Raw genomic sequence first — 13,153 nt, forward strand, 5'->3', positions numbered from 1 at the left:
ATAAAAGGCTCACCTCACCGTGCACAGCTGAGGTGAGCGAGAGCATTAAGCCTGTTGGCAATGATAAGTATGATTACCCATGGTAATCAGGTTGTTAAGAATGCGCTCACCATCCGCCCGCAGTCCATTGTGTTCGTATTCATTGGTAATCCAAGCTTTAGCATTAGGCATCAGTGCAAGGGTCTCGCGACTGATATCCATTTCTACGAACATATCGTCGGCATAAACAGCGCAACTTACTGGAACTGAGTTATTGGCGAGTGTTTCGGCATCATACAGTTTGCCCCAATCTGATTTCTCTGCCAGTAGATCTGCGGCTTCTTTCAGTGGTTTTAGGCACTCGTATTGTTCAAACATCCAAGGGAAGACCATTTCGCCAGTAAAGTAGAATTCGCTTTCTTCGCCAGAATAGTTGAATTCACTATGCTCTTGACGTACTCGATGTGCAGACCAATTCGAGCTAAAGCCTTGGCAATAAATGGATTCGTGCAGCAAGGCGTAGATAGGGTTAGTTTGAAAACCCTGTTGCATCAACATTTCATTAAGGAACTCATAACGCATAATAGTCTCACCGTTGACCTCAACCAGAGCGTTTTCTAAGTTGTAATAAGTCGGTAGGAAGGTATCACTCATACCAAAATTAATGCCAATCTGTTGAAATTGCTCAACAGTGAAACGCTGGCCATTAGGCAAGTAAACCTCATTGTTCATTAGGTGATTGGCAATGTTCTTACAGAGTGCTTGTGCATGAGGGAACTGACGAAAGAATGCCTGATTTTTCTCTCTGGTACGCTTAAATGTCGCTTGATAAACGTCGTCTGGATGACGCGAAATTGATGGTACACCACCAGTGATAAATGAACGCGATAAGCTTTCTGGAAATAGAGAGAGGTAGGTTAATGAACAAAAACCACCAAAGCTTTGACCGAGAATTGCCCATTGCTTAACACCAAACTGTTTACGAATAGACTCTGCATCGCGAACAATATTGTCGGCTCTAAAATGGCTGAGGTAGTCGGCTTGCTGCTGTGGTGTTTGACTTGCCAAGGTTTGATGGCTGATTACGGTGCTGTTTCCGGTGCCTCTTTGGTCCAGTAAAAGTACTTTGTAATCCTGTAAAGCGCGTTTTAACCAACCACTATTGCCATTCGGACGGGGTGAAGGGAACCCGGGACCTCCCTGAAAGTAGACTAGCCACGGCTTGTCTGCCGTGTCATCGACAAGAGTTACTTCTCGCGCAAAGACATTGATATTACCTTTATCTGGATGCTGATAATCCAATGGAACAATAAAGTTGTGAGGGGTAAACCGTAAACCTGAATCGATGAAAGAGGCGGTGTTGACTGTCATATTCGAACTTCCGTGATGAATAGGGAAACTGCTATTTCTGCAATGTCAGAAAATGAGGTAATCGCTATGCGAAGAAACAGCAGTGAAGTAGCACCGACGTTAACGTTTTTGTAATGAAAACGCCAGTGACAATCGAACAAATACAAAGTATGGACGCACAGGTATTAGTTTTCGGTACTTAAACGCGGTGATCGTTTATTTTTCAATCTCAGGCCATCGCGAATATTTAATCCCATAAGCGTTAAGTTGATAAAACCTGCTACGAACTCTACGCCTTGAATCCAATAAAAGGTGTGGTCAAATTGGCCCTTAGAGGCAAGGGTGTGAAGATAGATCGCACAAGGTAGCAGCACCAACATGCCATTCGCTGCAATAAATGGCATCCGCTTTTTCTTTGCTCCAAATTCTCCCTTATTTGCTTCTGGCGCGAGCTTTGAACCAGTAATACCAGCGATTGCCATACAAGGGATCAAAACCCATACGGCAAAGAAAATAGCAGTTTTCACTGAAGTCACAGCTTGCTCATTGCCGAACAGCTCGACTAAAACGCTGCTGGTGAAGAATGACAAAATCAAAGCAAAAGCAATGATCGCTGCGGTTCGGTGAAGCATAGAGAGGGAAGTGCGCATAATAAAACCTCATAGAGTTGATTCATTCGTTTCGAATTTAGTTTACGCGGCAATAGTTGCAATTGCAACTATTGCCGCATTTTTTAATCGTGTGCGGATTTATAGGTTATAGCTTGGGGATCTAATTACCTTGGATAGCAGACAATATTCTGAAACACCGCCCTCTCGGTTACGGCTTTATAACCGTGTGGCTGATCGCTATAAAAGCGTAAACTTTCACCCTGTGCGACAGCATGCCACCTATCTTCAAAAAAAACCTCGAGGTTGCCTTCCAACACAATGATATGCTCAATGACGCCTACGCTGTGAGGTGAAGACAGTTGGCAATGGTACTGCGCTAGCGTAATTTCAAACATTTCCATGTTGGTGTCGCTGGTATAGGGAAATAGGGTATTGACCAGCATGTTTTCATCTTCTGGGAACGTCATTTCACTGTCACGTAGCACAGGGTCGTTTGCGAAGAACCCAGAAAAGGACGCCTCCAAACCACTAGAAATCTTCCATAGCGTCGAAATTGTAGGGCTTGATTCCCCCCTTTCTATCTGTCCCAGCATAGCTTTGGAGACGCCAGTTAGCTTGGCAGTTGCGTCTAAGCTCAATCCTTTGTGTTTTCTGATTTGCTTTAAGTGCGCCGCGATTTGCGATTTAAAAACGGTGTCGTTCATAGGGTTCTCTTATTGTGCGTTATAACGCACAGTGGTACTCTTAGGTTTGTGCGTTATCACGCACAAGAATAGCACTATTGATGAAATAAGGAACTAACATGAAAGGAATCTTTAGTTTGAGTCATGTCTCTGCGGGCTTTACTGCGGTATTAGTTGGCTATACCAGTTCTGTGGTCATCATCATTCAAGCTGCGACTCAATCTGGTGCAAGCCCAATTCAAATCGAAAGCTGGCTGTTGGTTCTAGGCGTAATGATGGGGCTAACCTCAATAGGTCTGTCATGGTTTTACAAAATGCCTATCCTCACCGCGTGGTCGACACCAGGGGCTGCGATGTTAGTTGTGTCAGCAGGGGAGTACCAGTTAAGTGAGGCGATAGGTGCGTTTGTGGTTTCTGGTTTAATGATTACCGTGACAGGGCTGATTGGTCCCCTTAGTGAAGCCTTAAAGCGTATTCCTTCATCACTTGGCACTGCAATGTTGGCGGCCATTCTGTTACCTTTCTGTCTTAAAGGCTTTGAACCACTTCAGACGTCACCAATCTTGTTTATCATCATGTTCCTGACGTATCTGCTGGCAAAGCACTTTGTTCCCAGGTATGCCATGCTGCTCCTTCTTTCGGTAGCATTAATCTGTGCATGGTTTGTTACGCCGCATGACGCTGTCGAGTTTCAAATAGCGATGGCTAAGCCTGTTTGGATGCCGGTAACTTTTGATGTATCCGCGTTACTCAATCTTGCGCTACCGCTTTATCTTATCACTATGATTTCTCAAAACTTGCCTGGTGTTGCGATGATGAAGAGTTATCACTATCAAACACCAGTGAAGTCGTCGTTAATTACCACTGGTGTTGCAAATATGATTTTCGCTCCTTTCGGTGGTTTTAGTGCTAACTTGGCAGCGATTTCAGCGGCTATCTGCATGAACGACTCAGTGGATGCCGACAAGAATCAGCGGTATAAAGCGGTAATATGGGCCGGTGTGTTTTATCTCGCTGCCGGTTTGTTCGCGACGTCTGTGGTTGCTCTTTTTATCGCACTGCCAGCTGATATTACCAGTATGTTAGCCAGTTTTGCCTTGTTGGGAACGTTATTGATGTGTTTACACTCGGCATTTATGACGGAAGAGTACCGAGAGGCGGCATTATTGACTTTCTTGATTACCCTTTCGGGCGTTAGCTTCTTAGGCATTAGCTCAACCTTACTTGGCTTGGCAGTAGGGTTGATTTATAGCCGCTTTACGCGTCGCACCTAATAAAAACCCGCACTCGTTTATTCGAATACGGGTTTAATAAGTTTATGAAGAACTATACCTTAGTGTGATTTAGTTCGCTTGATCGCGTCTAACCAACCAGCGTACAACGTTTCTCTTTCATTTCGCTCTATTTGCGGACTAAAGGTACGCTCGATTTCTTTCTTGTCAGCAAGCTCTTCTTGGTTTTGCCAAAAACCAACTGCGAGACCAGCTAGCATTGCCGCACCTAAAGCGGTCGATTCTCTGACAACCGGACGAACGACTTTGCTACCCATAATATCGGACTGGAACTGCATCAGGAAATCGTTAGCAACGGCGCCGCCGTCAACGCGAATTTGGCTTAGCTTGATACCTGAGTCCTCTTCCATGGCAAGTAAGACATCCCGACTTTGATAAGCGATGGACTCAAGAGCTGCGCGGATAATGTGGTTGCGGTTCGTGCCGCGTGTTAATCCCGTCAAAGTGCCACGTGCGTGTGGGTCCCAATAAGGCGCACCTAGACCAACAAATGCAGGTACAAGATACACGCCGTTGGAGTCATCGACTTTCTCTGCAAAGTACTGAGTATCTTGAGCATCTTGGATGAGTCCTAGCTCATCACGCAGCCATTGAATCGTTGCGCCACCCATGAACACACTACCTTCGAGCGCATAAGTGATCTCATTGCCAACTTTATATCCGATGGTAGTGAGCAAACCGTGTTTCGAAGCGATGGGCTTGTCGCCAGTGTTCATAAGTAAGAAACAGCCAGTGCCATAGGTGTTTTTGACCATGCCTTTCTTAAAGCACTGCTGACCAAATAGGGCGGCTTGTTGGTCTCCTGCGATACCACTGATAGGAATGTCTTCAGTCCCTCCGCCAATATGGGCGTAACCATAGACTTCGCTGCTCGATTTAACTTCAGGTAACATAGATTTTGGAATGTTGAAGATATCGAGTAGTTTCTCATCCCATTCAAGGGTATGGATATTGAACAGCATACTGCGTGATGCATTACTTACGTCTGTAACGTGAGACTTACCGTGGGTCAGTTTCCAGATTAACCAAGTATCCACAGTGCCGAATAGTAATTCGCCTTTCTCTGCGCGTTCTCGTGCACCTTCAACATTGTCGAGAATCCATGCAATCTTAGAACCAGAAAAATAAGCATCTACCACTAAACCTGTCGTGTCACGAATGTAGTCTTCATGGCCGTCGGCTTTTAACTTTTCACAAAAATCGGCCGTACGGCGGCACTGCCAGACAATAGCATTGTAGACAGGATGACCCGTCTCTTTTTCCCATACAATGGTGGTCTCACGCTGGTTGGTGATACCAATCGCAGCGACTTCTTCGTTAGCAATGTCAGACTGAGCTAATACTTCAGTAAGGGAAGAGCGCTGTGTGGCCCAGATTTCCATCGGGTCATGTTCTACCCAACCGGGCTTAGGATAAATTTGAGTGAATTCGCGCTGAGCAGCACTGATCGTATTCGCGTCATGATCAAAAATAATAGCTCGGGAGCTAGTCGTTCCTTGATCTAGTGCGACGACGACTTTCTTCTTACTTTCCATATCTTTCTCGTTATTTCTTTATGCTTTTTCGCTGTCATCGCGAAATGTTCGTTTCCGCACACTGTAGTGTTCGAAATGTCAAATATACATGAAATTAATGTTAATGAACTTTCCGGCGTATTGCAAAGGTTGAGTTCTCATTCCTTGATTTATCTTGGTTCAATGAAACTTTCGTGAAAGGTGTAAAAAATACTCGATCTTTTCGTTTATGATGATTATATTGTATCTAAACGAACATAAGCGCGCATTTGCGAATAAAGAGCTGGACGAGGAAACTATGAGTGTAACCAATAAAGTGTATGATTTAGTCGTAATAGGAGGCGGCATTAACGGCGTCGCAGTTGCAGCTGATGCAGCAGGGCGTGGCTTGAAAGTCGCACTTTATGAAATGAACGATTTGGCTTCGGCTACGTCTTCGGCAAGTAGTAAACTCATTCATGGTGGCTTACGGTATCTTGAGCATTATGAGTTTCGTTTAGTTTCGGAAGCTCTTGCAGAACGTGAAGTCTTGCTCAAAAATGCACCGCACCTTGTTTCTCCACTTCGTTTCCAATTACCCCACCGACCTCATTTGCGTCCAGCCTGGATGATAAGAACTGGGTTGTTCCTATACGATAACTTGGGCAAACGTGTTTCTTTGCCTGGTAGTCATAGTGTGAAGTTTAAGGGCGAGCAAAGTCCGTTATTACCAGAAATGAAAGTAGGCTTCGAGTATTCGGATTGTGCCGTTGACGATGCGCGTTTGGTTGTCACTAATGCCAAGTTAGCTGAAGAGAAAGGTGCGGATATTTTCACTCGCTCAAAATGTGTTAAAGCCGAACGCTCTGGTGAAGCATGGCGTGTGGATATCGAGAACACGCTGACAGGTGAAGTGAATTCAATACAAACCAAAGCACTTGTGAATGCCGCAGGTCCTTGGGTTGACCGTTTCTTCGGCAGTCAATTGGCTATGCCATCGCCGAGAGGTATTCGTCTAGTAAAAGGAAGCCATATAGTGGTTCCTAAGATGTACGATGGTAATCATGCATTTATTCTGCAAAACGAAGATAAACGAATTGTGTTTGTGATTCCTTACATGGATAACTACTCAGTGGTAGGTACCACAGATGTAGAGTATCAAGGTGACCCAAGCAAAGTTAAAATTGATGATAACGAAATTGCTTACTTGTGCGATATCGTTAACCAACATTTTACGACTAAAATTTCACCTGAAGATGTGATTTCTGATTGGTCTGGTGTTCGTCCTCTATGTGATGATGAATCTGACGACCCGCAAGCAGTAACACGTGATTATACGATCGAGCTTGATGATCAAATGGACGATGCTCCGCTCTTATCTATTTTTGGTGGCAAGCTGACAACGTATCGCAAACTTGGTCAGGCAGCGGTGGATAAACTTGCTCCATTCTTCCCTCATATGGGGCAGGCTTGGACTCGTGAAGCAATTCTACCTGGTGGTAATTTCTCTAATCGTGATCATTTAGAGCAGCAGCTCGCTTCTCAGTACTCATGGCTAGACAGTGGCATTATAAAGCGATGGGTCAGAGCATACGGTACACGTATTAGTCAGTTCCTTGAAGGTAAATCTAGTGTTGATGAGCTGGGTACGGATTTTGGACACGGCCTGTATCAAGCAGAGGTTGATTACTTAGTGCAGCAAGAATGGGCCGTATCAGTAGACGATGTGCTTTGGAGGCGAAGCAAGCTCGGTTTAGAGTTTGAAGCGGAGCAAGTCGAACAACTTAGCGATTATCTCGGCGCATCACTTGCAAAAAAGAATGGTGTGAATCTTAAACGTGTTAGCTAGTCTTTTATAAGATTCACCATTGATCGCTCTAAACGAACAGCGCCCTTGAGTAAGGGCGCTGTTCCGTTATTGGTCAAGTCGTTTGGCCTTTCGAAACGAAACCATCGAACTTAGGCGATAAAAAACTAATGAAGCAAGTAACAATAAACAGCCGAATACTTTGTTAATGGGCATCGGCTCGGAATAGATAAGCACACTTAGAATTAACGTCCACACTGGTTCTAGAAGCATCAATAGTGCTGCATTTGTCGGATTAGCTAGTTTCTGACCCGTTGTTTGCATTAAGTACCGTAAGCTAGTTGCAAGTAAAACGCTCAGTGCAAACCACTTCCAAGTGATCAACGAAATATGTTCAGGCCAAGTTTCGACACTGAGTGAAAGAATAATACCTATACAACCAGTTGAAAACAGCTGCAAGGTTGTCAGCAGCATAGGTGACAACTGTGCTGAATACTTGCTATTGAAGTTAAAGTGGAGCGCCAATCCAACAGCGGACGCCAAAAACCAAAGCTGGCTAGGGTCGGTTTGCCAACTTCCTTTCCAAGACAACAGAAACAATCCTGCGGCCGCAATCGGAAGCGACAGCCAAAAAGCACGGATTGGTTTTGTTTTAAATAGTACCCAAGCGACTATTGGGACAAACAGCATCGACAGGCTCATGATGAATGCGCCTTCGCCTAAGGTATCACTGATAGAAATTGCATGAATCCAGCAAAAGATAGCGCTTCCTAAGAAACAACCTACACTCATAGCTCGAAGACAGTCTCCTAATGAGGCTGCTTTAAGCGCTCGCATACAGAATGGAAGTAAAATTAACGACGCAAAGATAAACCGCAAACCAATAAAGCCGAATGGCGGAAGACCCTGAATGGCTTCTTTCGAAAACACCCATCCAGCCCCTGCAAGCAATGTGGTAAAGACCAGAATAAATTCAGCGCGATATTTGACGTGCATAAAGTGGACTCTTTTTTTTGCTCATTCTGCGCTATTTTTGCCGGATAGACCATAGTAGAACCGAGCGGAATTATTGATATATCTGATAAATAGAATTACTGATTTGATGGTGATTGCCTTCACCCTTAACGTTTGCAGCAATATTTGGGATTAGTTTGCAAATGCTACTATATTCATATCTAGAGTAAGTAATATCCGAAAAGGAGAAAGTGATGTCGTTCATTGCCTATAGTAATGAAACTCACACCGTTATCGAAGTAGACGCGCCGCACTTTGATGCTAAAACTGTCCCGAGTTTTCGACAATGTATCGATGGTTTAGATGATTCATTAAATCGGTGCATGTTATTGGACTTAACCAGTGTGACGTTTATGGACAGCAGTGCGTTAGGAGCGCTGATGGCGCTGCGAAAAACCCATCAATGTGACACCATTTGCCTTATCACTGAGAGTGTACCTGTTCTCCAATTGCTAAAAGTTACCAAAGTAGATCAGTTAGTTACCGTCTATCCCGACCTTGAACAAGCGATAACTGCGAACTAGTTATCACTTTGCTTGTATAACGTACAAAAATAAGTCAAATCGTAAGGCCAACATGCTGTTTTTGTTGACGCGAAACCGCTTGTCATACACACTTACTGTCAACATTTCGTGACACTTTCTATAGGAAGACAAAGTGCGTTTAGAGGTTTTTTGCGAAGATAGACTGGGGCTCACACGCGAGCTATTGGACATTCTTGCGTCCAATAGTATTGATTTGCGTGGTATTGAAATTGATATATCTGGGATTATCTACTTGAACTGCCCAGATATTGATTTCGAGACGTTTAGGGACTTAATGGCCGAAATTCGCCGAATTTCAGGGGTGAAAGACGTTCGAAAAATCCAGTTTATGCCTAGTGAACGACACAATACAGAACTCGTGTCACTGCTCACCAATTTACCTTATCCGGTATTGTCAATTGACCTTAAAGGGGCGATTGATATGGCAAACCATGCTGCTTTGAAATTACTTGCGAAAAGTGAAGAAGAAGCCATTGGTCAGTTAATCTCTCATCTATTACCAAGCTTTAACTTCACCAAGTGGATTGAAGGTGAGATCTCCCGACAGAAACAAGCCATTGTTATTGATGGTTTAGATTACACCATGGAAATTCTACCGGTTTACATTACTGGCGAATCGAATGAAACGTTATTAGCCAGTGCGGTTATGAGTATCCACCCAACTACTACCTCAAGTGCGCCCGAGGTACTTGCAGACAGCAATTCGCTGGGATTTGAGCACTTTGTTGGTGTATCGAACCGCCACAAGGCTTTGATGAGTCAAGCGAAAAAGCTAGCTATGTTAGACCAACCACTACTGATTGAAGGCGAAACGGGTACCGGTAAAGAAATGCTAGCGAAAGCTTGCCATAATCGTTCTAATCGTGCTTCTAATCCCTTTTTGGTACTGAGCTGCGCATCGATGCCTGATGATGTTGCAGAAACGGAACTGTTTGGTCACGCTCCTGGTTCATTTAATCATGAACATGGTCACAAAGGTATTTTCGAGCAAGCTAATGGCGGTACTGTGCTATTGGATGAAATCGGTGAAATGAGCCCTCACTTACAAATCAAATTGCTGCGTTTCTTACAAGATGGCACCTTTAGACGCGTAGGGGAAGAGCACGAAGTACACGTTGATGTGCGTATTATTGCATCGACTCGCTATAATCTGGCGGATCTGGCAGAGCAAGGTGCATTCCGAGAAGATCTCTATTACCGATTAAATGTTTTGACGCTTACTATTCCTCCCCTGCGCGAGAGAGCTAGTGATATCGCACCGCTATTGGATTTGTTTGTCGCAAAACATAGCAATAAGCTAGGCATCGCCAAGCCTGATATTGATGAGGAACTCGTGAAGTCTCTCAGCAACTATCCATGGCCAGGCAATATGCGTCAGCTAGACAATATGGTGTTGCGTGCGTTGACACAGGTAACGGGGTCAACATTGGAGCTAGAAGACTTTAATTTGCCTAAGTTGGAAAGTGTGAACTCTGGCTCTGTTAATCTAAACATCGATGGCTCTCTTGATGACATCATGAAGGACTATGAGTCACGTGTACTTGAAAAACTCTATCAGTCCTTCCCATCAAGTCGTAAGCTAGCTAAGCGTCTTAATGTGTCACATACCTCCATTGCCAATAAGCTGCGTGATTACAATATCAGGAAGAATTAATGGAAGATCTTAGCTCGGCGGTGCAGCTGCACCGTCGCGAAGGGAATGTTCTAGTGAGAACGGCTAAGCCCTCTGATGCTTACACGATTGCTCAGTATTTTCGGGATAACGAGACCTTTCTCAAACCTTGGGAACCAAAACGAGATGCCGACTTTTATAAAGTCGACTCGTGGGCAGCCAAATTGGTGAAGTTAGAAGAGTTGCACCGTTTGGGGCTGGCGTATTACTGCTTAATTTTTGATGCGGAAACGAACCAGATGCAGGGGACGATCTCGTTTAGCAGCTTGATACGTTTTCCATTTCACTCATGCAACCTCGGTTACTCTTTAGCAGAAAATGCACAAGGCCATGGCTATATGCGCCGTGCGTTGAAGTTAGCGATACCGTATATGTTCGATGTGCAAAACATGCATCGTATTGCCGCATCATATATGCCTAGAAATGTTCGCAGTGAAGCCGTATTAAACGCGATGGGCTTCACAAGGGAAGGTTTTGCTAAAGACTATCTTTTAATCGATGATAAATGGGAAGATCACGTGTTAACGTCGTTGATTAACCCTAATTGGAAGCCATCCTAATGACTAGACTTGAGCAGCAACTCAACTTATTGATGGAGCTTGATAAGTTAAAAGCCGTTTTGCGCCGAACTCGAGTTCGATGTGCGGATGGTCGCTTCGAAAATAGCGCCGAGCACAGTTGGCACGTCGCCATGATGGCGTTGCTGTTGCAAGAGCATGCTAACGAACCTGTCGATATTGCAAAAGTCGTCAAAATGCTTTTGTTACACGACATGGTTGAAATCGATGCTGGCGATACTTTTGTTTACGATACCGCCGCATATGAAACACAGCAGCAAACTGAACTTGAAGCCGCCAAGCGTTTGTTTGGTATGCTGCCCGATGACCAAGGAGAGGCATTATTTTCGGTTTGGCGCGAGTTTGAGGCAGCAGAATCGGCAGAGGCCAGATTTGCTAAGGCGTTAGATAGACTTATCCCGATGTTATTGAACTACCATAATGATGGTCAAAGCTGGATCGAAAACAATGTTAGCAAACAACAAGTGATGCAAGTGAACCAACGTATAGAAAAAGGTTCACAAGTGCTTTGGGATAAAGCAAAATTGCTGATAGAAGAAGCTACAGAAAATGGCTGGTTAAGAAATTAGGAGACTGAATGTCTTACACAACTTTGGATGAATACCAAAGAAAATGGATTTTTACTCATCAATCAATGCCTGTTCCTGAGCAAGATTGGCCACAGATTAAACCCATGACTCAAGCGCGTGCAGCACAGTTTTGGAAAGAAAATATCAGCGCCCAAAGCCCAGATGCAGAACGTCTAAGCTCACAAGATTGGCCAATGAAAGACAGCAATTGGCAAGATGATGTTGATTGGATGGCTGCGTGGGAAGCCGATGAGAACGAGCTTCCTGAAGCCGTGAATCAGTTTATCGATTGGCAAGACGACGTCACAGTGTATTTCTGTTATGAGAAGTACAACGTGATTGAAACTAAATGGTCGGTGTTTAAAAAGTATTGGAAGAACTTCCTGTTTTACGATGATGGTCCTATCTTATTAGGCCGCCGCCGCTCGGAAGCGCTTTGGTTTTCGACTCAGGGAACCGTGCGATTAGGCCATCGCAAGTAACCGACTTAAAAGCCAGACAATTCATCGCCTGGCTTTTTCATATCTGTATTATTGACTTGGCGTTATTTCACGCTTGCTTTCCACTTAGCCAACACTTCAATGTGTTCTGGCCCAATACCGCAACAGCCTCCAATAATATTCGCCCCGTGCTGCTGCCACTTTTTAGCAAACTGCAAATACTCTTGTGGAGAGACTTCTCGTAACTCTTGTACTGCATCATTTGCTTTATGCCCAGACTGAATTGGCGTAAAGCTATTGGCGAATGCTCCCAAGCAAATTAAAGAGTGGTGACTTTCTAACACCTTTGCCGTTGCTGCTAAAGCTGCTTCAATAACTTCTGGGATAGAGCAGTTGAATAAGATGCCATCTGGGTTGTGTTTTAGTAGAGACTGCACCGCATCGACTACTGTTTCACCTGAGCGCAGCTTACCCAGTTGGCTAACATCATCTAACAAGGTGTACGCGTAATATTTAGGCTTTGTCGACTCAGCAAGTACCTGAGATACCACCCGTGCTTCTTCAATACTGGAGAGTGTTTCGACCAACCAAATATCGACATACGCATCCTGAGCCTGCATTAAGTCTTGCCAAACCTGCGCCCCTCGCTCTGCCATGAACAGGTCTGGACGGTAAGAACCAAATGCCGGGGGCAGGGAGCCTGCGATAGTGACTGCGCGGTTACTGTGTGATACCGCATTTTTAGCCAGCTTCGCTGCCAAACCTGCGAGCTCTGTTCCTCGCTCATGATAGAGAACATCACCCAAATGGAAAGGTACACAGGCATAGCTGTTGGTCGTGATGATATCGGCACCCGAATCAATAAACTGCTGATGAGCCTGTTCTACAAAATGCGGCGCTTCTATTAAGGCTTGTGCGCTCCAGTAGGGTTGAGAAAATGGTGCGCCCATGCGCTTGAGCTCTCTTCCCATACCGCCATCTAGAATGGTGAGTGGATTCATTGTCTGGTTTCCTACAGCTAAACCGTTATGGTGTTATTTATATAAGTGTAATCACTGATGTGAGTAACAATAACAAATTGTTACCCAATTCACACTCCAAGAAACTTCATGATAAATAT

At 44.5% G+C, this 13,153-nt stretch carries 13 protein-coding genes; 7 read left to right on the forward strand and 6 right to left on the reverse strand.

What is annotated here, in order from left to right; genetic code table 11:
• Window positions 1–45 precede the first annotated feature (45 nt).
• From VME0621_RS17065 to VME0621_RS17075, 3 genes are all read right to left on the reverse strand, one after another.
• Window positions 46–1,350 (reverse strand): alpha/beta fold hydrolase, encoded by a 1,305-nt coding sequence (locus VME0621_RS17065; protein ID WP_062460013.1) that lies wholly within the window; start codon window positions 1,348–1,350, stop codon window positions 46–48.
• A gap of 164 nt (window positions 1,351–1,514) precedes the next feature.
• A complete protein-coding gene (locus VME0621_RS17070; RefSeq protein WP_062460016.1) occupies window positions 1,515–1,979 on the reverse strand; it encodes a hypothetical protein in 465 nt (154 codons plus the stop codon).
• A 125-nt stretch (window positions 1,980–2,104) separates the two neighbouring features.
• Window positions 2,105–2,644 (reverse strand): helix-turn-helix domain-containing protein, encoded by a 540-nt coding sequence (locus tag VME0621_RS17075; protein ID WP_062460018.1) that lies wholly within the window; start codon window positions 2,642–2,644, stop codon window positions 2,105–2,107.
• A gap of 98 nt (window positions 2,645–2,742) precedes the next feature.
• Here VME0621_RS17075 and VME0621_RS17080 point away from each other — a divergent pair, with 98 nt between their 5' ends.
• Window positions 2,743–3,897, forward strand: a complete 1,155-nt coding sequence (locus VME0621_RS17080; RefSeq protein WP_062460020.1) for a benzoate/H(+) symporter BenE family transporter — start codon at window positions 2,743–2,745, stop codon at window positions 3,895–3,897.
• A gap of 59 nt (window positions 3,898–3,956) precedes the next feature.
• Here the strand turns inward: VME0621_RS17080 and glpK are convergent, their stop codons facing one another.
• Window positions 3,957–5,450, reverse strand: a complete 1,494-nt coding sequence (gene glpK, locus VME0621_RS17085; protein ID WP_062460022.1) for a glycerol kinase GlpK — start codon at window positions 5,448–5,450, stop codon at window positions 3,957–3,959.
• Window positions 5,451–5,727: 277 nt separating this feature from the next.
• Between glpK and glpD the strand changes: the two genes are divergently transcribed.
• Window positions 5,728–7,257, forward strand: a complete 1,530-nt coding sequence (gene glpD / locus VME0621_RS17090) for a glycerol-3-phosphate dehydrogenase (RefSeq protein WP_062460257.1) — start codon at window positions 5,728–5,730, stop codon at window positions 7,255–7,257.
• 66 nt (window positions 7,258–7,323) lie between these two features.
• Here glpD and VME0621_RS17095 read toward each other — a convergent pair whose 3' ends face one another.
• On the reverse strand, window positions 7,324–8,211 hold the full coding sequence (locus VME0621_RS17095; RefSeq protein ID WP_062460023.1) for a DMT family transporter: 888 nt from the start codon (window positions 8,209–8,211) through the stop codon (window positions 7,324–7,326).
• 212 nt (window positions 8,212–8,423) lie between these two features.
• Here VME0621_RS17095 and VME0621_RS17100 point away from each other — a divergent pair, with 212 nt between their 5' ends.
• The 5 genes from VME0621_RS17100 (at window position 8,424) to VME0621_RS17120 (ending at window position 12,075) form a co-directional block, all read left to right on the forward strand.
• Window positions 8,424–8,753 carry an STAS domain-containing protein gene (locus tag VME0621_RS17100; protein ID WP_006072285.1) on the forward strand — a complete coding sequence of 110 codons (330 nt, stop codon included), beginning with the start codon at window positions 8,424–8,426 and terminating at the stop codon, window positions 8,751–8,753.
• 133 nt (window positions 8,754–8,886) lie between these two features.
• Complete coding sequence (gene tyrR, locus VME0621_RS17105; protein WP_038228270.1) at window positions 8,887–10,428, forward strand: transcriptional regulator TyrR; 1,542 nt, start codon at window positions 8,887–8,889, stop codon at window positions 10,426–10,428.
• Complete coding sequence (gene rimJ / locus VME0621_RS17110; protein ID WP_062460025.1) at window positions 10,428–11,006, forward strand: ribosomal protein S5-alanine N-acetyltransferase; 579 nt, start codon at window positions 10,428–10,430, stop codon at window positions 11,004–11,006. Before tyrR ends, rimJ begins: the two co-directional genes overlap by 1 nt.
• Window positions 11,006–11,593: an HD domain-containing protein gene (locus tag VME0621_RS17115; protein ID WP_062460027.1), complete on the forward strand. Its 588-nt coding sequence runs from the start codon at window positions 11,006–11,008 to the stop codon at window positions 11,591–11,593. Before rimJ ends, VME0621_RS17115 begins: the two co-directional genes overlap by 1 nt.
• 8 nt (window positions 11,594–11,601) lie before the next feature.
• Window positions 11,602–12,075 carry a DUF2947 domain-containing protein gene (locus VME0621_RS17120; protein WP_006072292.1) on the forward strand — a complete coding sequence of 158 codons (474 nt, stop codon included), beginning with the start codon at window positions 11,602–11,604 and terminating at the stop codon, window positions 12,073–12,075.
• A 62-nt stretch (window positions 12,076–12,137) separates the two neighbouring features.
• Here the strand turns inward: VME0621_RS17120 and VME0621_RS17125 are convergent, their stop codons facing one another.
• Window positions 12,138–13,034 (reverse strand): homocysteine S-methyltransferase family protein, encoded by an 897-nt coding sequence (locus VME0621_RS17125; protein WP_062460029.1) that lies wholly within the window; start codon window positions 13,032–13,034, stop codon window positions 12,138–12,140.
• Between the last annotated feature and the right edge of the window lie 119 nt (window positions 13,035–13,153).

The organism is Vibrio mediterranei, from assembly GCF_900088415.1.
In the GTDB taxonomy this organism is placed as follows: Bacteria; Pseudomonadota; Gammaproteobacteria; order Enterobacterales; family Vibrionaceae; genus Vibrio; species Vibrio mediterranei.

Coding starts and splice junctions, on each gene's coding strand:
- VME0621_RS17065 (WP_062460013.1), bottom strand. CDS start 1,350: ATGACAGTCAACACCGCCTCTTTCATCGATTCAGGTTTACGGTTTACC.
- VME0621_RS17070 (WP_062460016.1), bottom strand. CDS start 1,979: ATGCGCACTTCCCTCTCTATGCTTCACCGAACCGCAGCGATCATTGCT.
- VME0621_RS17075 (WP_062460018.1), bottom strand. CDS start 2,644: ATGAACGACACCGTTTTTAAATCGCAAATCGCGGCGCACTTAAAGCAA.
- VME0621_RS17080 (WP_062460020.1), top strand. CDS start 2,743: ATGAAAGGAATCTTTAGTTTGAGTCATGTCTCTGCGGGCTTTACTGCG.
- glpK (WP_062460022.1), bottom strand. CDS start 5,450: ATGGAAAGTAAGAAGAAAGTCGTCGTCGCACTAGATCAAGGAACGACT.
- glpD (WP_062460257.1), top strand. CDS start 5,728: ATGAGTGTAACCAATAAAGTGTATGATTTAGTCGTAATAGGAGGCGGC.
- VME0621_RS17095 (WP_062460023.1), bottom strand. CDS start 8,211: ATGCACGTCAAATATCGCGCTGAATTTATTCTGGTCTTTACCACATTG.
- VME0621_RS17100 (WP_006072285.1), top strand. CDS start 8,424: ATGTCGTTCATTGCCTATAGTAATGAAACTCACACCGTTATCGAAGTA.
- rimJ (WP_062460025.1), top strand. CDS start 10,428: ATGGAAGATCTTAGCTCGGCGGTGCAGCTGCACCGTCGCGAAGGGAAT.
- VME0621_RS17115 (WP_062460027.1), top strand. CDS start 11,006: ATGACTAGACTTGAGCAGCAACTCAACTTATTGATGGAGCTTGATAAG.
- VME0621_RS17120 (WP_006072292.1), top strand. CDS start 11,602: ATGTCTTACACAACTTTGGATGAATACCAAAGAAAATGGATTTTTACT.
- VME0621_RS17125 (WP_062460029.1), bottom strand. CDS start 13,034: ATGAATCCACTCACCATTCTAGATGGCGGTATGGGAAGAGAGCTCAAG.